The organism is Microcoleus sp. CAWBG27 (genome assembly GCF_020883145.1).
GTDB lineage: Bacteria > Cyanobacteriota > Cyanobacteriia > Cyanobacteriales > Microcoleaceae > Microcoleus.
Map to the genome: position 1 here is coordinate 1 of NZ_JAHREU010000057.1, position 19399 is coordinate 19399.

16 protein-coding genes and 2 pseudogenes are annotated in these 19399 nt (G+C 45.4%); 4 read left to right on the forward strand and 14 right to left on the reverse strand.

The features are described 5' to 3' along the window. Window positions 1–407: 407 nt before the first annotated feature. The 10 genes and pseudogenes from QZ938_RS24835 to QZ938_RS33150 form a co-directional block, all read right to left on the reverse strand. A complete protein-coding gene (locus tag QZ938_RS24835) occupies window positions 408–1616 on the reverse strand; it encodes a GIY-YIG nuclease family protein (protein WP_293353933.1) in 1209 nt (402 codons plus the stop codon). After that, a complete protein-coding gene (locus tag QZ938_RS24840) occupies window positions 1609–3681 on the reverse strand; it encodes a DEAD/DEAH box helicase (protein WP_293353931.1) in 2073 nt (690 codons plus the stop codon). The genes QZ938_RS24835 and QZ938_RS24840 overlap by 8 nt, the downstream gene beginning before the upstream one ends. Window positions 3682–3990: 309 nt before the next feature. Further along, on the reverse strand, window positions 3991–4446 hold the full coding sequence (locus QZ938_RS24845) for a type II toxin-antitoxin system death-on-curing family toxin (RefSeq protein WP_293148723.1): 456 nt from the start codon (window positions 4444–4446) through the stop codon (window positions 3991–3993). Window positions 4447–4449: 3 nt separating this feature from the next. Continuing rightward, window positions 4450–5463 carry a DNA-binding protein gene (locus QZ938_RS24850; RefSeq protein ID WP_293353929.1) on the reverse strand — a complete coding sequence of 338 codons (1014 nt, stop codon included), beginning with the start codon at window positions 5461–5463 and terminating at the stop codon, window positions 4450–4452. 2 nt (window positions 5464–5465) lie between these two features. Beyond that, a complete protein-coding gene (locus QZ938_RS24855) occupies window positions 5466–5591 on the reverse strand; it encodes a hypothetical protein (RefSeq protein WP_293353927.1) in 126 nt (41 codons plus the stop codon). 8 nt (window positions 5592–5599) lie between these two features. Continuing rightward, window positions 5600–5833 (reverse strand): DUF2281 domain-containing protein, encoded by a 234-nt coding sequence (locus QZ938_RS24860; protein ID WP_293353925.1) that lies wholly within the window; start codon window positions 5831–5833, stop codon window positions 5600–5602. A gap of 48 nt (window positions 5834–5881) precedes the next feature. Continuing rightward, complete coding sequence (locus tag QZ938_RS33140; RefSeq protein ID WP_363318891.1) at window positions 5882–6052, reverse strand: type IIL restriction-modification enzyme MmeI; 171 nt, start codon at window positions 6050–6052, stop codon at window positions 5882–5884. Further along, window positions 6045–6548: a type IIL restriction-modification enzyme MmeI gene (locus QZ938_RS24865; RefSeq protein ID WP_293353923.1), complete on the reverse strand. Its 504-nt coding sequence runs from the start codon at window positions 6546–6548 to the stop codon at window positions 6045–6047. Before QZ938_RS24865 ends, QZ938_RS33140 begins: the two co-directional genes overlap by 8 nt. Window positions 6549–6593: 45 nt before the next feature. Next, window positions 6594–6698: pseudogene (locus QZ938_RS33145) on the reverse strand (hypothetical protein); the annotation flags it as partial. A 206-nt stretch (window positions 6699–6904) separates the two neighbouring features. Then, a pseudogene (locus QZ938_RS33150) lies at window positions 6905–7114 on the reverse strand (type IIL restriction-modification enzyme MmeI); the annotation flags it as partial. Between the two features lie 398 nt (window positions 7115–7512). Here QZ938_RS33150 and QZ938_RS24875 point away from each other — a divergent pair. After that, complete coding sequence (locus QZ938_RS24875; RefSeq protein WP_293353919.1) at window positions 7513–8622, forward strand: hypothetical protein; 1110 nt, start codon at window positions 7513–7515, stop codon at window positions 8620–8622. Window positions 8623–9588: 966 nt separating this feature from the next. Continuing rightward, window positions 9589–12627 carry a hybrid sensor histidine kinase/response regulator gene (locus tag QZ938_RS24880; protein ID WP_293353917.1) on the forward strand — a complete coding sequence of 1013 codons (3039 nt, stop codon included), beginning with the start codon at window positions 9589–9591 and terminating at the stop codon, window positions 12625–12627. 633 nt (window positions 12628–13260) lie between these two features. Here QZ938_RS24880 and QZ938_RS24885 read toward each other — a convergent pair. From QZ938_RS24885 to cobU, 3 genes are all read right to left on the reverse strand, one after another. Next, window positions 13261–15330, reverse strand: coding sequence for an AarF/ABC1/UbiB kinase family protein (locus QZ938_RS24885; protein ID WP_293353941.1), 2070 nt, complete (start codon window positions 15328–15330; stop codon window positions 13261–13263). 280 nt (window positions 15331–15610) lie between these two features. After that, complete coding sequence (locus QZ938_RS24890; protein WP_293353915.1) at window positions 15611–16033, reverse strand: hypothetical protein; 423 nt, start codon at window positions 16031–16033, stop codon at window positions 15611–15613. Between the two features lie 279 nt (window positions 16034–16312). After that, window positions 16313–16861 carry a bifunctional adenosylcobinamide kinase/adenosylcobinamide-phosphate guanylyltransferase gene (cobU, locus tag QZ938_RS24895; protein WP_293353913.1) on the reverse strand — a complete coding sequence of 183 codons (549 nt, stop codon included), beginning with the start codon at window positions 16859–16861 and terminating at the stop codon, window positions 16313–16315. Between the two features lie 408 nt (window positions 16862–17269). Between cobU and QZ938_RS24900 the strand changes: the two genes are divergently transcribed. Continuing rightward, on the forward strand, window positions 17270–18238 hold the full coding sequence (locus QZ938_RS24900) for a glycosyltransferase family 2 protein (protein WP_293353939.1): 969 nt from the start codon (window positions 17270–17272) through the stop codon (window positions 18236–18238). 1 nt (window position 18239) lies between these two features. Here QZ938_RS24900 and QZ938_RS24905 read toward each other — a convergent pair whose 3' ends face one another. Further along, on the reverse strand, window positions 18240–18452 hold the full coding sequence (locus QZ938_RS24905) for a hypothetical protein (RefSeq protein WP_293330252.1): 213 nt from the start codon (window positions 18450–18452) through the stop codon (window positions 18240–18242). Between QZ938_RS24905 and QZ938_RS24910 the strand changes: the two genes are divergently transcribed. Then, window positions 18379–19317, forward strand: a complete 939-nt coding sequence (locus QZ938_RS24910; protein WP_293365651.1) for a glycosyltransferase family 2 protein — start codon at window positions 18379–18381, stop codon at window positions 19315–19317. The genes QZ938_RS24905 and QZ938_RS24910 overlap by 74 nt on opposite strands. Window positions 19318–19399 lie beyond the last annotated feature (82 nt).

A 19399-nucleotide genomic window follows, 5' to 3' on the forward strand; every position in this document is an offset into this window, starting at 1 on the left:
AGTAAAAAAGGTTCGTAGTGAGGACTTTAGTCCTTCTTCTGTCAAGGACTAAAGTCCTCACTACGAACCAAATCGAGCATTGCAATCCTTCCTGTTTCCCGATCGTACCGGAATCGATCGATCGTTTCTTCCTGATTTTTTTCAATTAGCACACAAGTCATATCATGTCCCCTCGATTACCATAGTAAAAAAGGTTCGTAGTGAGGACTTTAGTCCTTCTTCTGTCAAGGACTAAAGTCCTCACTACGAACCAAATCGAGCATTGCAATCCTTCCTGTTTCCCGATCGTACCGGAATCGATCGATCGTTTCTTCCTGATTTTTTTCAATTAGCACACAAGTCATATCATGTCCCCTCGATTACCATAATAAAAAAGGTTCGTAGTGAGGACTTTAGTCCTTCTTCTGTCAAGGACTAAAGTCCTCACTACGAACCAAATCGAGCATTGCAATCATTCCTGTTTCCCGATCGTACCGGAATCGATCGATCGTTTCTTCCTGAATTTTTGCGATCGCCTCCCCGATCGCCTCCAGAGGCACAAGGAACCACTCCCTCGGCTGCACTGCCATACCGAAGCGATCCTGCAATTCCAAATCCAATCGAGCGCTGCTGAAAAACTTATGAATAAGTGTCTCAAGTCGCTTCCGGTTGATATTTGCTAATTTAAATTGGGCGACAATTTCCACATCTGCTAGCAGATAGGTAGGGTCTTTCTTCGCATTGGCAATCCGCCTTTTTACGTCTCCTCCCGTGACACCAATCTTGTGAATGGAAGACCGATTCTCCACAATAAAAGGATGTTCGGATTTGCTTCTGAGCACGTAAATATAACCCGTCGGTAAGTCGTCTGCTGCTTCAACATCTGCAAACAGCGGGCCGAAATCTGGGGTGCTGATGCGGCGGCTGGCTTTGTCTTTATTTAAAGCACGCTGGAGCGATCGCACTAACAAATCGCTCTCAGTCCCATTGTCATAAGCCACCCGCAACCGGCAATCTTGCCGCCCATAATCGCTCACAAAAGGCTCACCCATATCCACCACCATCGCTTTCTGCCCATCAACGATGAACAAATCGCCTTCGTTGACGGCCGCATAGTCCTGATATTTGACACTTTTCCGTTCCCCAGACTGCAATTGGCGCTGCACTTTCTCAAAAAAAGGTTTGAATTCATCAAAGTCTTGGCAGGGAGTCCGTTGGGCGATTTCCTCGGCTGCTTTGATTTCGCTGCGCGATCGCACATGAGTAAGCTGGGTTACATCGTTCTCTGAGGCTGCATCGATGCCTAGAGAGTCCAACAGCGCTTCATCTGTAAAATTTTCTGCTTTATCGGTTTCAGCGTCTAACAGCCCGTGCGAGTCGATCGACTGTAAGACGGCGCGACATTCCTCAGATTCCCGCAGCCGATCGAGCCGCACAGCATAAAGTCGCTCGAAAATATCGCGATCGTCCCCGTGCTGGGGCAGTCTGCCATGTTCCTCCACAAACCGTTCGATCTCCTCAAAACCTGCGATAATCCGCTCTTCTCTGGGGGAACGTTCGCTGGAGGTTTCCGGGGCGATGTCTATGCCCAATTCCGCCAGCAACTCCAAATCTTCATCGGTGGTATAATTAGGCATTTTTTTCCTCCTTTACCTTGCGTGTGAGGAAAGCAACCCCTTCTGCCATGCGTTTTTCCCACGGATCTGTCGCCGTCAGGGAAGGCAATCTGCCCTTTTCTTGTCTGAAACGACTCGCCCGTTTGGCTAATTCCCGCGCGTCTTCCACGCTAAGGACAATCCGTTTAGCCGCAATGATTTCCGCCACCAGCTTCAGTCTTTCTTCGCTCATCGACTTGGCGAGGATGGCGTAGGCTTCACCGAAGGGATTGATGCGATCGATCAAATCCATCTCCAACTCAGTTACTGATAGCGCAAACTGCCTTACTCCGTCGATGAGAGCAGTATTTTTCGCCGCCTCACCGCCGGGATTTGTGGTATAGGTTCCACCACTTTCATTCATGGTTTTTTTGGCTTGTTGAACGACGGTTAAAGCTGCGATCGCGTGTTGGCGAATGGCTTCTCGATCGCCCTCATCTAGATTTGGACACTTTTCTTTGATGATTTTGCCCATGCGAACCTGGGTTAATTCTTCCGGCACCAATTCCTCATCAAATAGGCCGCGCTCGATCGTCGGTTTATCTTGGACAAAGGCGGCCACTAATTCGGTCAAATCTTCGCGACAAATGCGATCGGCTTCCGGGCTTTTGGGTGTCGCTAATCCCTTAATTTCCATCTGAATCAAGCCTTTCTCTGGATTGATGCCCGCGTTGCACTTATTCGGATTGTAGCCATCTTCGCCGTAGTCGAAGCCGGGAGTGGGCCCATTGTCCGGGCGCTTGGGTTTGAACTCGAAGCGGGGGGCGAGTACCTGTTCCATCAACAGGCTGGCTGCAATGGCTTTGAGGGTGTCGTTAACTGCTTCTGTGACGGCAGATTCGGCGGCATCCGGTTCCGCAATCAGGTTGGTGAATCGGGCGCGGGTTTTCCCTGGTGCATCGCGGGTGGCGCGGCCGATAATTTGAATGATTTCGGTCAAACTGGAGCGGTAGCCGATCGTCAGGGCGTGTTCGCACCAGATCCAGTCGAAACCTTCCTTCGCCATGCCCAGGGCGATAATGATGTCGATGCGATCGCGATCGTTCTTATATTTCGAGTCTTTCAGGGCGGCGGAAACTCGATCGCGCCTACTCGGATCGTCATCTACGAGATCGGCAATTTTGAGAATCGTACCGTCGGCGGTTTTAACCAGTTGAAATCCCGTACTCGGATCGATGCCTTGCCATTCGCCAAGTTCCTCGATGATGTGCTCGACTTCGCGGATTTTGTCTTTCGTACTTTCGCGGGAATTAACATTAGGAATGTGCAGGATTGTTTTCTCTTTCGGATTCAACACCCGCACGATTTCATCGGTGTAGCTACCCGCATAAAAGTAGTAGCCAATGTCGAGTTGCTTCAGGTATTCGTAGCCGTTTAGTTGTTCGTAATAGGTGTAAGTGACTGTATCGAATCGGGATTCATCTTCGGGATGTAACACGGCTTCGGCATCGCCGCGAAAATAGGAACCAGTCATGGCTATGATATGGGTTTTATCGCGGGCCATGAGTTGGCGGACGCGATCGCCCAATTTGTTGTCTGGATTGGCAGAAACATGGTGAAATTCATCTATGGCGATTAGGCGATCGTCCAAAACCTCCACACCAAACTTATCCAAGGCAAAGCGGAATGTAGCGTGAGTGCAGATTAGAATCTTGGCATTGCTGGCTAGAAATTTCTGCACTGCGCCTACTTTGCCGCCGTCGTTTCCCGGTGCGTCGCAGAGATTCCATTTGGGTTCGACTTGCCAATCCGCCCAAAATCCAAACTGACTCAAAGGTTCATTATGGAAGCTGGAGCCGATCGCCTTTTCTGGTACTACAATAATGGCTTGTTTCAGTTTCTGATTCTCTAATTTGTCCAGGGCGATGAACATCAATGCGCGACTTTTACCGGAGGCGGGAGGCGATTTGATCAAAAGATATTGTTCGCCGCGCTTCTGGTAAGCTCGTTCCTGCATCGGGCGCATCCCCAGGGCGTTGGGGCGGGTGGAGGTGCCATCTTGGGCGTAGGTGACGGAAACTGAGGGAATTGCGATCGGTTTGCTCATGGGTGGGAGTTTTTTTCTTTAAGACTTGCTAAAATCGGTTTGCATTAAAGCACTTTTTTATTGATATATATGCGTTTCAGACTTCGAGACTCGCCAGCATCGATTTGCGTTAAAGCACTTTCATGCCCAAAAAGGGAGGTAATATCGTTTCCGGTTGCATTGGAATGATATGGAGGAGAAGAGGACACGGCAGTGCCGTATCCCTACAATATTATTTTAGGTAGGGACACGGCACTGCTGTGTCCTAATTTCTACCACTAATAATTCCGATGCTACCAGATTTGATATAACGAGTCTGTTCCAGCCGAACTAACAATTAGAATCAATATCGCCCATGACAGCAAGCGCCAACTTAAACTTAAGTTCTTCACTGAAATCTTCCTCGAAAATAAGAGACTCAATCAGTTCACATAGAAACTCTTTAGAAATTTTTCCCTCTGCTATCCAAACGGCGATATTTTCCATTTCTAGGACAAACTTTTTGACTAAAAAACCATAACCATTGAGCTTGAGAAAATAAGCACCCAATGCAATACTAGAGCGTTTATTGCCATCATTAAAAGCATGAAATTTGTTGACGGCAAAAACTAGGTGAGTTAACTTGTGGTGAATTTCAGGGTAATAGAGATCGTTTTGAATATGTTCTAATGCGCTCTCTAGTAGACTCGGATTATTAGAACCCGGAAATCCCCCTGATTTTTCGATAATCCAATCATGCAGCTCGATCGCATAATGAATGTCAAAGTAAAAGAAATCTGCTGCCATAAATTACCGATCCTTCAATCGCTTAAATACAGCCAAAAGAGCCGGATCGGAAAGTTGCTCTTCTAAAGAACGGCTGGCTTCTCCTAAAAATTTCTCAAAGTCGTTCTCTGGAACGCTTTGGATATAGGCTTCTAATTTTTGATGCAGAGCATCCCGAAACCCTAGATCGCGACTGGCCATTTTGATGCGGGCATCTTCAATAATCGGTTTTAGATAGGGGTTTTCCTCTGCGGATTCCAATAGTGAATCAACCTCTTTCTGTTTCAGCTTTCGTCCCACTTTTTCTGACTCGGCTTTCAATTCTGCTGCCAAACCATTCTCTAGACTGGCAATGGCGATGAGAACTTCGGCATACATGGTGTCACGGGGACAATCGTTTTTACCCAAACTTAATATCTGCTTATATTCTTCGGCTTTCTCTCGGAAAACAATCTGATATACTTTGTTGGTGTAAATGCCATATTTAAACTTGCCCATGTCCAGGTAATTATCGAGGGCATCGGTAAAGGTTTTACGATAGCTAAATTCTTGATAGATTGCTGGTAAGTAATTGTTATCTCTCTGGTTAATGTATTTGGTATGTCCGCCTGCCCGTTCTGCCATTACGTCAATGACGATATCTAAGATGCGCGATCGAATTGCACGGGCCCGATCGCTCTCCACTAGCACCATTGCTAGGTTTAGGGTTGCCCGAAAGGTAAACACACCTAGGGTCGGGGTTTTGTTACCGTAATCAGTTACGGAGACATCCATCAAACCCTTGAACTCTCGTAGTTTCCTGCCTCGTAGCACCCTATAGCCATTAGTCTTCAGCTCATCCTTGTGACTGGATAGATACTTTTCAATTGTACTGTCGCTGATGCCGAAAATTTCAATCAGTTGTTGTTTAGTAAAAAGCAGTTCTTCTTCATAGTAAGTCCCTCCTAATCCCAAGTATTCTTCTATTTTTTCTAAGGCATAGCGATTGTTGAGGATATTTTGCCGATCGCGCAGCGATGAAGTTAAATCTTTTGCCATTATCAATTTTCTCCTTTGGTTTTACGTTTGGCAGACTTTTGGGGGGAAGTTTTTTGGGCGGTCATTTTAGTATACAATTCAACTAGAAGTAGATCGAGGACGATGTTGGTATCAATCAGAATTTTCATAGGAAGGCTTACTGATATTTTTGGGTGAGATAGTCGGTGTATTCTGCTTGTAAGTCATCATCGTTTGGGGCTGTTCCAGACTGTTTCGCGATGCCCCGAAGTCCGGTGAGAGTGCCGGGGGGGATAGCTTGAGGGGCGGTGAGTTGTTTTTGGTGAAGAAACTCGGCGAAGTTGAGGACTTCGTTGATTTGGTTGTCTGGGAGGACTTGGATAAGCTGGTAAAGTTTTTCGGCGGCTGTCATGATTTTTCGAGGATGGATGGGTTTGTATTTATATTATGACTGAAGGGACTATGGCTTCGTTTTACGTTTGGCAGACTTTTTTGGGAGCGGTTGCTGACTGGTCATTTTAGTATACAATTCAAACAGTTTTTCCAATCGTTCGGTGTCGTTTTTGAAGCGGCGGCCGATGTAGATTCGTTCCAGAATTTCGTCATTGCGATCGTGCGCTTCCCTAACCAATGCGAATGAGGAAAAGCGGATTAAGCACCTTGAGGATATTCGGCACGCTCGTATAGTGCATCCCTAAAGCACCTCGTTCTTCATCATTTGCGATCGCCTGAATCATTGAGCCGAAAATATCGGGATTGATCTTTGTCCAATCCAGATTACCAACATGAAGCAAGTAAGAACGCGCAATCTTACTAAAACGCGGCACCTCCACCCCACCCGAAAACAGCCCCCCATTCACATAGGGAAACACATTCGCCCAACTCCGAATCTGTGCAACTTCTCGCTCTTTCAGCGGCAGACACATCGCCCGAAACAACTCCGACAACACCTCATGGGTATTCGAGGAATCACTCATTTGCTGGACTGTTTTCGCAAACAAACCTTCACTGTGGAAAATATTCGTATCCTCCGCAAAGAAACAGAAAATCAGTCGCGCCATGAAGTGATTGAGCGCTTCCCGATGCTCCGATTTATCCCACTCCGGGTTCTCCTTCAACAGCTCCACATAAAGGCGATTCAGACGCGCCGTAGCCTTGATATCAAAGGCATTCTCCCGGATTTGCCTAACCGTCGTAATCCCCGCCAACGGCAGAAAAAAACCAAAATGATCGTGAAAATCGTGGTAATCGCAAGCGACTGTCTCCCCATCAGCCAAATTCTCCGCCTCAAAACTTTTGCCATCGGTAGCAAGGATAAACTTAGGAATGAAAATTCAATAATTTCAGCATCTTTACGCCCGCTAGCTTTGCAGGCAAGGATTGAAAGTTCGAGATTGCTTAAGTTATTAAATTGCCATTCCTTAGCCTTATGTCTAGCAGTCGCCGCACTTTCCCGCAAAGCAGTGAGGGTATTTGTCACCTCACCTTCGGAGCAAACCTTCAAATGAATATTGTTATGCTGAAGTACGCCACCGACATCCGATTTGTTTGAACCACCGCTTTTGCTTTTGAGCTTCTTGATGGTAGTTGACTTGTTACCAAAAGCTTCGAGGAAAGCAAAGGGAAACTCTTCCGAGTCAAAGGGCGATTCAGCAAGCCGGGAAACGGCTTCTTCGATTTCGACTGCATTCATAAGTGCGATCGTAGGTAGTTGTAGGGTGCGTCAGTTGCAAAATTATGAATCACCACTAAAAGTATAATTCTGACGCACCTTGAGTTTTCTGTAGTGCGTCAGCTATTAGCTTTTTAGTTTAAACCGAAAACGATCGTAGCTGACATACCCTACTAATAACTGTGGTTAAAAACTCTAATGAATTAACTACAACTGTAAACAATTGTTACAAATTACTTGAAGCCAGGAACTAAATCTAGATTACCACTGACTATAATTGAATACGGTTTACTTAAGATAGTCATTGCGAAGAAGGAAGCAATCTCCGTATCTATTTTTCATAAATCTTACCCCCAGGGCGGTCTTAAGTAAACAGTATTGGAAGACAATTAGTAATCACAAGAAAATCCGAAAATTTAATGCACAAACTAACTCGAATTTTATTCACTACAGCCTTAACCCTAAGTATTCTGTGCTCCCCCACAGCCGCTTTCGCCAAAGCAAAAATTCAGATAGCCATCCTTTTAGATTCTAGTAATAGCATGGATGGACTGATCGACCAGACTCGCAATCAACTTTGGCAAATTGTGAATTTTTTATCTAAGGTCAGAAAAGATGGCGAAGTTCCAGATTTAGAAGTTGCTCTCTATCATTATGGCAATGATAGTTTACCATCTTCGGAAGGTTTTGTCAGATTATTAACTGGATTTACTCCTGAATTAGATTTGGTGTCCGAAAAGCTATTTAGTATCAAAACTAACGGCGGTCAAGAATATGCTGGCTGGGTAATTCGATCGGCAATGCAAGAATTAAACTGGAGTAAAGATCCGGCAGATTTTCGCGTGATTTTTATCGCTGGCAATGAACCATTCGATCAAGGCCCTATAGTTTGGACTCAATCTGTCAATCTGGCTGTTAAAGGAGATACTCTTGTTAATACAATCTACTGCGGTTCAGCGGAAAGTCAGGAACGACAACTTTGGGCATCTGGAGCTATTTTGGCAAAAGGTAGTAACTTCAACATCAATCAAAATCAAGTAATTGTGGTAATTAAGTCGCCTTATGATGAGGAAATTTCTAGTTGGAATACTAAATTAAATGAAACTTATATTCCCTATGGTAGACAAGGAATAATAGGACAACAACGTCAAGCTGCTGAAGATAGTAATGCTGGCGTAAATATGGTAATGCGTAGTGCCTCCAAAGCTTCTGAATACTATAGTAATTATTCTTGGGATTTACTCGATGCTCTTGAAACTGGAAAAGTGAAACTAGAGGAAATATCAGATGAGAGCTTACCGGAAATCATGCGAGGTATGACATTAACTGAAAAAAGAACATATGTAGCTGGCAAGAAAACCGAAAGAGAAAGGATTAAAAAAACGATCCGCGAGTTATCTCAAAAGCGTACCGAATATGTCGAACGCCAACGCAAAGCCAGTACAGAAAAAGGCGAAAATACTGTCGATAGTGTCATAATTCAAAGTCTGCGCCAACAATTAGCTGCTAAGGGATTTAAGCTTCAGTAATTCTTTGAGTTTTATCCGCCCTTGGGTGCAATTGAGGATATTTATTCAGTTCGTCTGCCTTGCCGATAGTTTCTACATGAGTGTTCAATCTTTAAATACAAAGGTAATATCAATTCCGCTTGTATCGGAATGATTTACCGCTCTTGACATAGAGAATGCAGAGGGACAGAGGAGAAAGATGAATAATTATGATGCTAACGAAATTAATATATAGCGGCTCCATCGAAATAACGGGTACTTTGTTGGGCTTTAGCCCTCTTATTTGAGTGTTATATAAGCTGTATGTCATGCCCGATCTTTTTGAGAAAAACTACAATATCAATCAAGTTAAATTAATAGTAATACCAATTAAAAAAATAAATGCAACAATATTGGTAGGCGCGGCTCCATTTATGCTAGGCAAGAAAAAACGAAAAACCTAGCAAGCGACGCAAAGCGTGCGACAATATTTGAATAAACCAACTCAACGAAGAGCGTTGAAGCAAGGATTTTTGAAATTAATATTAATTGAGCCGTATTGGGGTTTAATTTCTCACCCTTTGAAAAGAAGAGGTGCATTGCTCGCTCGATTATCGCTCTTTATTGAGTCTTGTCTGTGGTGGCACACCTACCACTAAAACCTTTGAAAAGAAGAGGTGCGTCGCTATGAGATAGTCGCTCTTTCTTGAGTATTTTCTATGGCGACACACCCTACAACTACAACTACCTATCAACAATTTATGAATCGCCGCACCCGATCGACAAAAAAGTATAACAACACACACTTTTTTGCCAAGATGGTATAAAATCGAGGAGATCGTTGAAATAATTGACCACAAGCGTAGTAAGTTCTATTTAGACAAAGAAAATAATTTAGCAAAATCTAGCAATGTTTGATATCAGAAAATCGCTGCTATTAGTTTCTGTAAGTCAATAAAAAAGCGATCGCTCTTACAAAGTCTTGGAATTCTATAATCAGCAAAGACAATGACAAATATTTCAGGTTTAGGCGACTACTCAAGGCATAAAAATCAGTCAAAAGAACAATTGCGATTGACGGTTGTTTTGCTTTGTTTGCTGGTCTTAGGGTATTTGGGTAACTATTTCAGTATTCCAATTATTCTCTACACAGATTGGCTCTTTGGCAGTGTTTTTGTCATGTTGGTTATGAGATTGTATGGATTAGGCTGGGGAACGCTCGCTGCGGTAATTGCCAATTTCCGTACAATTTTAATTTGGTATCATCCCTACGCTTTTATTCTTTGGACAGTGGAGGCAATCTTTGTCGGATTGGGACTGCGCCGAAGTAAAAATTTATTATTAATTGATGTTATTTTCTGGGCAACGATTGGATTTCCATTGCTTTGGTTTCTTTATGTGGTTTGTGGGAAAGTTTCTCCTCAATCTGTTCTGTTGATTTCCTTCAGAAATCCAGTCAACCAAATCTGTAATGCTTTGATTGCTAGTCTGATTCTGACTCACACTCCTATTACTAAGTGGCTCCGCGTCAATACTCTCAAAACTCAGGATTTTGAACAAACTCTTCTAAATTTGCTGGTAGCTTTTGTCTTGCTACCGGCATTGGTGTTAACTATTTGGAACTGTCAGGATGCTACTAATGTTCAACAAAAAAATCTTCTAGGCCAGCTAGAAAATAGCAGACAAGCTGTGAGTACGGATTTACAGGAGTGGCACCAGAAAAGTCTGGAGAACCTACAAAAACTGGCATCTAATGTTCAGGATAGCAATCTCTTGGACGCTTCACAGATGCAGGAAAAAATTCAAATAGCCCGATCGACTCTTCCAGGGTTCAGCAATCTCTACATTACAGACACCAACGGGCAAATTCTGAATTCCACTACTGTCCAAAATACCGATCGCAATTCAGTCACAAAACTCGATAGTTTGCCATTGCAGGCTTTACTGACAGCCAAGCAGCCGGTGCTCTCCGATCTCGTTACGGTGTCGAACTCGCCGACGATCGCCCAAACAGTACCCATTTTCCGGGATAACAACCTGGTAGGTCAAGTTTTTGCAGAAGTTGACACCAACAAATTAAAACAATTTTTGCTCGCCAGTCAAGCCGGATCGACTCGGATGGTGAGTTTGCTCGATCGCGAAAATCGCGTTATTTCCAGCACTCGCGAGGATCTAAAGGAAGCACAACCCTTTGATAAAAATGGGAATGGTGAAATTAATCCGTTGAATCAAAACACCAATATTTGGATACCCATCCTCCCCAACACGCCTAAGGTTATGCGGTGGAGAAAGTCATTTTACGTGAATAAAACTGCTGTTGGCGGTGATTTTTCTTGGATAATTGCGATCGAACAACCCAGCGCTTCCCATTTAGCAGTGTTCGATAGAATTTATACCAAAAGCTTCGCGATTCTCATGGCGATCGCACTTCTCGCCCCGCTTCTGGCAAAATCTATTAGTCGCAGTCTAGTCAAACCCTTGCTGCAACTTGCCAATATTACCAACAATTTGCCCGATAAACTTACAGAACAACAATCGCTGCAAATTCCCAACAGTTCCATCAGCGAAATAAACACCCTGTCCAATAACTTCCAACTGATGGCTATAGCCCTGCAAGATAAGTTTCAGGAAATTCAACAAGCCAACCTAGATATTCAGCAAGCCAAAGAAACAGCCGAATTTGCCAATCAAGCCAAAAGCGAATTCTTAGCCAACATGAGTCACGAATTGCGGACACCCCTCAACGGGATTCTGGGCTACACCCAAATCCTGCAACGCAGCGAACCCCTCACCCCGAAAGCAAGCAACGGCATCAACATCATCTACCAGTGCGGCTCTCACTTGCTCACCCTGATTAACGATATATTGGATCTTTCCAAAATCGAAGCCCGAAAACTCGAACTGAATCCCGCACCTTTGCACCTACCTTCCTTCCTGCAAAGTGTCGTCGAAATCCACCGCATCCGTGCCGAAGAAAAAGGCATTTACTTTGAGTTTAAAGCGGAAAAAGGCTTACCTGTGGAAGTTTTTGCAGATCAAAAACGCCTCCGTCAAGTTTTGATTAACCTACTGGGAAATGCGATTAAATTTACAGATCGCGGCGGTGTCACCTTCAAAGTTGAATCTGTTGGAAAAAAGATTCGCTTTCACATTCAAGATACCGGAGTTGGCATGACCCCGCAAGAAATCGAGAAAATTTTCCTGCCCTTTGAACAAGTTGGTGATACCCAAAAGCAAGCTGAAGGAACAGGTTTAGGACTCGCAATTAGCCACAAAATTGTTTCGATCATGGGCGGTGAAATTAGCGTCGGCAGTATCTCCGGTGAAGGCAGCACCTTCTCCTTTGAAGTAGAACTCCCCGTCGCCGACAATTGGGCATCCGTTGCGAAAGTATCTCACCAACGGGCGATCGCTGGATATCAAGGCAAAAAACACAAAATTCTCGTTATTGATGACTCTTGGGAAAATCGCTCGGTTCTACTCAATCTTTTACAACCGATCGGTTTTGAGATCGTTGAAGCCAGCAACGGACTCGAAGGAATTGAACAAACTCTCAAGACTTCACCAGATTTAATTATTACTGACCTAAGTATGCCTGTGATGGATGGGTATGAGTTTTTGCGGAAGCTACAGACTTATCCCCAACTCAAAGAAACCATCGTTATCGTCTCTTCTGCGAGCGTATTTGAAAGCGATCGCCACAAGAGTCTGGAAGCTGGTGGAAGTGACTTTTTGCCCAAACCGGTAGAAGCTGATACCTTACTGGAACTAATGCAAAAACATCTGCAATTGGATTGGATTTACGACACCAATAACAATCCAAACCCGAATGCTGATGTTGGAACAGAGTCAATTCAGCCACCTGCAACCGAAATTTTAAACGAACTATTTGAGTTAGCACAAAACGGAGAACTTGACGGCATTATCGAAATTGCAGAACAACTTCAAGATGAGAACCAGGCTGCCTTTGCCAGAGAACTGATTCGTCTTGCCGAAGCTTGCGAAGTCCGACAACTGCAAGCATTTATCCAACAATATTTCAGTTAAAATCTAAATACAAAAAAGGTACGTTGTTGGGCTTGGGCCCTCTTTCCTAATCTTATCAATAGTACGATAGAAAAAAAAGGTACGTTGTTGGGCTTTAGCCCTCTTTCTGAGATCCGGAAAGAGCGGTGAAGCGCAACTACGTACCTTGGCTGGACTTTCATAACACAAAAAAGGTACGTTGTTGGGCTTTAGCCCTCTTTCTGGTATCCGGAAAGAGCGCTGAAGCGCAACTAGGTACCTTGGCTGGACTTTCATAACACAAAAAAGGTACGTTGTTGGGCTTTAGCCCTCTTTCTGATATCCGGAAAGAGCGGTGAAGCGCAACTACGTACCTTGGCTGGACTTTCATAACACAAAAAAGGTACGTTGTTGGGCTTTAGCCCTCTTTCTGGTATCCGGAAAGAGCGGTGAAGCGCAACTACGTACCTTGGCTGGACTTTCATAACACAAAAAAGGTACGTTGTTGGGCTTTAGCCCTCTTTCTGAGATCTGGAAAGAGCGCTGAAGCGCAACAACGTACCTTGGCTGGACTTTCATAACACAAAAAAGGTACGTTGTTGGGCTTTAGCCCTCTTTCTGATATCCGGAAAGAGCGCTGAAGCGCAACAACGTACCTTTTTTTATCTGATCTAACTACTTCGCCGCCGGCAAAGACAACTGAGGCGAAGTCTGAGAATAGCTGCCATTTTCAGGAATAGCTGCTGGTTTCTCGGAAAGTAAAAACTCGCGAATTAACCTAGCAACTGCTCTTTGAGCCAAACCGCCGACGACTTGCTGGCCCATATTCTGCACTTCTGGTTTCACCAACAACTGCGGCAGTAGTTGCAATACTTTCATGCCGTCAAAACCCGGAGTTGATTGCAAAATATCCCAAATCCGCTTGATGTGTTCTAAGTTATTTTGTTCGGTTTGTGAAACTACAGGTAGGCTTGCTTTGACTCCAAACCATTCGCCGACAACTGCTTTGGCGTTAGCAACAGCATTGCTCGAAAGTGTGTCGAGACTTTTCACCAATTCAGCAACAATGCGATCGCGAATATAATCTCCTCTTTGCGAAAATAAATACTCTAACGCTTGGTTGAGGATTTTGCTGACATCGTAATCGTCGCTTTCGCGGGCATTGTTCAGCAAGTTTTCTAAGCGATTCCAGCGGAATTCGCCTTGTTTGAACAATAAATCTTGCAGGGAGGCTCTCAATTCCGGTGCGGGGTCGCTCAACAGCCGTTTTGCTACGTAAGGATAAGCTTTACTCAGCACTTTGAATTCTGGATCGACATTAATGGCAATCCCTTCTAGCGTAACGAGCGATCGAATAATCAAAGCATAGTAAGCTGGAACTCGGAAAGGATACTCGTACATCACCGCCGAAAGTTCGTCAGTAATGCTTTTGAAATTGAGTTCGGCAACGCTAGCACCCAAAGCATTGTTAAATACCCCAGCCAAAGCCGGAATAATTGGCGTCAAATCGGTGTCTGGCGTTAAAAATTCCAACTTTACGTAATCTCTGGCCAAACCTTCAAAGTCGCGGTTTACCAAATGCACCACAGCTTCCAACAAGCCGTACCGCTGATAAGGTTTGACTTCGCTCATCATCCCGAAATCGAGATAAGCCAACTGACCGTCAGGAGTTGCCAAAAGATTGCCGGGATGCGGGTCAGCGTGAAAGAAACCGTGTTCTAGAAGCTGTCTGAGAGAACACTGCACCCCCACTTCAATTAAGTAAGGAGCGTCGATTCCTTGAGCCTTGACGGCTTCTAAATTAGTGAGTTTGATGCCGGTAATCCACTCCATGGTCAAGACGCGGCGGCGGGTATATTCCCAGTAGATTTTGGGAACGTAAATATCCTTTAGATTCCCGTAGAGTTCGGCGAATCGTTCGGCATTGTGTCCTTCGTGGGTGTAGTCCATTTCTTCGTAAATGCGCTCGCCCAACTCGTCCATAATTCCGGCGAGGTCACTGCGAATTATTTTGAAGTTGTTTTGCGCCCAAACTGCGACGCGCCGCAGGATGTAAATATCTAAGCCGATGTTTTCGGCTAAACCGGGTCGCTGCACTTTGATGGCGACGGTTTCGCCGGTTTTGAGTTTGCCTTTATAGACTTGTCCGAGGGATGCTGCTGCGATCGGATCTGCGGTAATTTCGGCGTAAATATCCTTGGGGTGTGCGCCCAATTCTTCTTGTATAAATTGATATGCTACTTCGTTGGGAAACGCTGGCAATTGGTCTTGCAGCGTGGTTAATTCTTCTAAATATGCTGGCGGTACTAAGTCAGGGCGAGTTGAGAGTGCTTGTCCGATTTTGATGAAAGCTGGGCCGAGTTGGCTGAGAATTTCTCGCAGGCGGGCGGCGCGGCGCTTTTCGTTGGCTGCGGTGCGGCCTCTCTTTTTGTCCCACCACAAACTGAAGGCAAAGCTAAAAAATGTCCAAACCACGCTAGACAGCCTTCTCCAGACTTGCAGGGGGCGATTGCGGTACTCGGCTGCGATCGCAACTGGATCGTAGCGCACAGCTTCTCCGGCCAACTCATAGGCGATATCTTTGGCTGATTTGAGCGGTTGGGGATTTGCTGTAGCTGTGTCTAGTTCTACTTGTACTGCTTGCAGGGGAACTGTTTTTACCTCTTTGAGATTGTCTGGTGCAGCGTGAGTCCCTGAATTTGAGTAAGTTACTGGGGAGGCTGGCGATACCGTCTTGACATCCATAAACTCAGACCTAGTGTGAAGCATTGTAAAGACATTGTAACAATTTGTGGCCTTCTCGCCACTATTGTGAGATAGAGTTGGCAGTTGACAGTTGACAGTTGACAGTTGACAGTTGTCATTTTGGCAGTTGACAGTTGGCAAAGGACTAAAGAAATCGGGTTTTGTAGTGGAGTATCCAAGGTTGTAACGCTTGTTTGGGCGAAAAACCCCATTTCTCCCCCTCTCACATTCTCCCCCTCTCCCATTCTCCCATTCTCCCCCTCTCACCCTCTCTCCCTCTTCACTCCCCACCGGTTCTGAGGAGTCGATCGCAAATGCTGGAAAGTTGCAATTTGGTGCTGACGGGCGATCGAGGTTGGGGCATTTCGGTATCGGGCCAGTTGGGTAAGTCGTAACAAGGACAGCACTCTGGTGGCATTCCGGTTTGTTGGAACACTACGGGCATGGCACAGCGCGCGCAGGGACTGATTTCCCATGCTGGTGTCAGCAGTTCGGCAATTGTTTCGTTGGTGCCTTGCAGGTGACAGTCTCCGCTGTCGGGGGAGATGATTTTTTGCCAGCATTCTTCAAATTCGCTGCTGTAGCGATCGCCCGCAATTACCGATTTTGGTAGCAGCGCTTCGGAACCGTTGCGAATAAATACTTTTTTGCCTAACTGAAACCAGTAAGCAATATATTTTCTGACTTCACTTTCTGATGCCATAGCTTTTACTCAATCCTGCAATTCATTGGTAATTTTAGACTTTAAACTTTAAATTCGATCTCTATCTCAAGAGACATTTGATATTTGACATTCTTTCAAAAGCCGACTATTTTCGGTGTCAAATTTTTGTGCTGGTTGCTGGGCGCGAGTATTTTTTTGGAGTGATTGATGTGATTTTTGAGTTTTCGAGCTTAATTGTAATTATAGCTGATTTTTAGTTGAAATTGTCTGCGGGCAAACGGAGCTTTTTGCTCGAAAAGTCGATCGGGCTTCCGTCTGTTAATTCTTGGCCGGCGGTAGCGGCGTACCCAAAGCCGACAGGTTCAAGGCATAACCTCCGGTGGCGAGATAAACAGTATCGGCGATCGCCCCGATGTGACGGACGAGAGTGCCGAGGCGATCGCGAAACAGCCGCCCCGCCGGATAAGCAGGCACAACACCCCATCCAGTTTCCTCTCCTACAAAAATTACATCCGCCGCAGTTGACTTCAAACTCGCCAGCAAATCTTGCTGTGTAGCAGTCCAAAGTGTGGCTTCTTGTTCTAAAAGATTCGCCGTCCAAGTTCCGAGGGAATCAATTAACAAGCAATCCGACGGTGTACCAGTGCGGACAACTCTCGGTAAGTCGATCGGTACTTCGAGAATTTGCCAATCAGACGGACGGCGATTTCGGTGCTGTTCGAGGCGACTTTGCCATTCCAAATCCGCTTCATCAACCAGGCTCGTAGCCACATAGATTACTTGTTTTCCCGAACCCGCAGCCAGAGTTTCGGCCCATTCACTTTTACCACTTCGAGCCGGCCCAGTTACTAAGATTATTTTAGTCATTGGTTATTGGTTATTTGTTATTGGTTATTTGTTATTTGCGGTTCCCTGAGCGTAGTCGAAGGGTCGAAGGGTTATTGGTTACTGGTTACTGGTTATTGGTTACTGGTTACTGGTTACTGGTTACTGGTTACTGGTTACTGGTTATTGGTTATTGGTTACTGGTTATTGGTTGCTGGTTATTGGTTGCTGGTTATTTGTTTGATTACCAATGATTTTTAGGCGATAATAGCATTGATAGGACAATATCAGAATAACTACATCAAATTTCCCAACATAGCCGTTTTCCAGCAAGTGAGTTACGCCCTTACCAATTTGCAGAGAGAAGAAAAGAAGCAAAAAATAGAGACTATCCCCAATGCCCAATGCCCTGCGCGAGCCTTCTTCCCAATGCCCAATGCCCAATGCCCAATGCCCAAACCTCAGATATCAGCCATAATTTGCACTCACAATCGCGCCAGCTATTTAGCTGGGGCGATCGACAGCTTGCTGGTACAGGATTTTCCCGATAACTTTGAAGTAGTAGTAGTGGATAACGGTTCTAACGATTATGCCAGCCCCGAAAGTTCCACTTCGCGCACTCGCGAGGTGGTAGAAGCAAGACTCTCCGACTGCCGCCTCAAGTATGTCTGGGAACCCACAATCGGTCTATCAGTAGCGCGAAACACCGGCGCCAAGGAAGCTAGCAGCGAAATATTAGCTTATCTCGACGACGACGCTATTGCTGAGCCGAATTGGCTCAGGGTGCTGCACGCCGCCTATCAAAGCAATCAAAAACTAGCCGTAGCCGGCGGCAAAGTTAACTTGCTGTGGCCTTGTGGAGTCTGTGCACCAAAATGGCTATCGCCCGGATTGGCCCAAAACTTGGGAGTTTATGATTTAGGGGATACTTGCCAGTACGTAACTGCTGCCGGTTTGACTCCCAGGGGTGTAAACTACTCGATCCGGCGGGCTTTTCTCGAACAAATTGGTGGCTTCGATGTCAAACTCGGTAGAGTCGGCAAAAAGTTGTTGTCAAATGAAGAATTGCGCGCGACAGAATTAGCATTAGAGTTAGGCTGGCAAGTGGTTTATCTGCCCGAGGCCCTGGTTCTGCACAATGTGGCTGTAGAAAGGCTCAAGCAAGCTTGGTTTCTCGATCGGGGTTGGTGGCAAGGCATCAGCGAGTGTTATCGGGAACAATTGTCCGATCGAGCAGGTATTGCTCAGCTTGGACGGGGCGGCGAAAGAATAGTGAGGGGAGTATACAAGTCTTTTAAATATATTAGAGATCCGGGACTGCGCTTTGAAAATTTCGTTTTTGCTTGGGGTCAAATTGGTTATTTAAGTGCAGCCCTTCGGGGCCTGATTTTTACACCTAAATCGACCAGCAGGCATTAGGCTAGAGGCAATATCCCTCGCTGTTAAAGTCGTCGGCGCTACCATGCCGATCGCACTTCATCCACAATAACTCGACCGCATTCAGGTTCAAGCACTCGATTATGACATCTAGTTCATCCAAGATTCCGGTTTCAGTTCTCATTCCGGCAAAAGACGAAGAACTTAATCTACCTGCGTGTCTGGCCAGCATTGCCAGGGCAGATGAAGTTTTCATGGTTGATTCCCAAAGCAGCGATCGCACGGTAGAAATTGCCATCAGTAGCGGTGCCAAAGTCGTGCAATTCTATTTTGACAACCGCTGGCCGAAAAAGAAAAATTGGTCTTTGGACAACCTGCCCTTTCGCAACGAATGGGTTTTAATTGTCGATTGCGACGAGCGCATCCCCCCGGAACTTTGGGACGAAATCGCGCGGGCGATCGCCGATCCGAATTTTGACGGCTACTACCTCAACCGCAAAGTCTTCTTTTTAGGTCAATGGCTGCGTTACGGCGGCCGATATCCCGACTGGAATTTGCGTTTGTTCAAGCATCAAAAAGGCCGCTACGAAAATCTCGGCACCGAATCCGTCCCCAATACAGGTGACAACGAAGTACACGAACACGTCATTTTAGCAGGTCAAGTCGGCTACTTAAAACACGACATGATCCACGAAGATTACCGCGATTTATTTCACTGGATAGAACGGCACAACCGCTATTCAAATTGGGAAGCCCGCGTTTATTATAATATTATTGAAGGCCGCGACGACAGCGGCACTATTGGCGCCAACTTATTTGGAGATGCAGTACAGCGGAAGCGATTTCTCAAAAAAGTTTGGGTGCGGCTGCCTTTGAAACCACTGCTCAGATTTATTTTATTTTACTTCATTCAGCTAGGTTTTTTGGATGGAAAAGCTGGCTATATTTATGCAAGGTTATTGAGTCAGTACGAGTATCAAATTAATGCTAAACTTTACGAATTGCGCTGCTGCGGCGGCCAGTTAAATGTCGCAGAACCTGAGCCTACTGTGCCACCGCCAGAGAGTGATTCGGCGGTTAAAACCGCAGCTACACAAACGAAGTCTGCCTCCGCAGACTAAGAAATAAACGGGATATTTAAGCCGAATTTTGTATCAGTCCGCGGAGGCGGACATTGTTTGTATAGCCGCGGTTTCCAACCGC

Excerpts from the sequence above, each read along its gene's own strand:
- QZ938_RS24835 (WP_293353933.1), bottom strand. The coding sequence starts at position 1,616 with ATGCCTAATTATACCACCGATGAAGATTTGGAGTTGCTGGCGGAATTG.
- QZ938_RS24840 (WP_293353931.1), bottom strand. The coding sequence starts at position 3,681 with ATGAGCAAACCGATCGCAATTCCCTCAGTTTCCGTCACCTACGCCCAA.
- QZ938_RS24845 (WP_293148723.1), bottom strand. The coding sequence starts at position 4,446 with ATGGCAGCAGATTTCTTTTACTTTGACATTCATTATGCGATCGAGCTG.
- QZ938_RS24850 (WP_293353929.1), bottom strand. The coding sequence starts at position 5,463 with ATGGCAAAAGATTTAACTTCATCGCTGCGCGATCGGCAAAATATCCTC.
- QZ938_RS24855 (WP_293353927.1), bottom strand. The coding sequence starts at position 5,591 with ATGAAAATTCTGATTGATACCAACATCGTCCTCGATCTACTTCTAGTT.
- QZ938_RS24860 (WP_293353925.1), bottom strand. The coding sequence starts at position 5,833 with ATGACAGCCGCCGAAAAACTTTACCAGCTTATCCAAGTCCTCCCAGAC.
- QZ938_RS24875 (WP_293353919.1), top strand. The coding sequence starts at position 7,513 with ATGCACAAACTAACTCGAATTTTATTCACTACAGCCTTAACCCTAAGT.
- QZ938_RS24880 (WP_293353917.1), top strand. The coding sequence starts at position 9,589 with ATGACAAATATTTCAGGTTTAGGCGACTACTCAAGGCATAAAAATCAG.
- QZ938_RS24885 (WP_293353941.1), bottom strand. The coding sequence starts at position 15,330 with ATGGATGTCAAGACGGTATCGCCAGCCTCCCCAGTAACTTACTCAAAT.
- QZ938_RS24890 (WP_293353915.1), bottom strand. The coding sequence starts at position 16,033 with ATGGCATCAGAAAGTGAAGTCAGAAAATATATTGCTTACTGGTTTCAG.
- cobU (WP_293353913.1), bottom strand. The coding sequence starts at position 16,861 with ATGACTAAAATAATCTTAGTAACTGGGCCGGCTCGAAGTGGTAAAAGT.
- QZ938_RS24900 (WP_293353939.1), top strand. The coding sequence starts at position 17,270 with ATGCCCAAACCTCAGATATCAGCCATAATTTGCACTCACAATCGCGCC.
- QZ938_RS24905 (WP_293330252.1), bottom strand. The coding sequence starts at position 18,452 with ATGAAAACTTCATCTGCCCTGGCAATGCTGGCCAGACACGCAGGTAGA.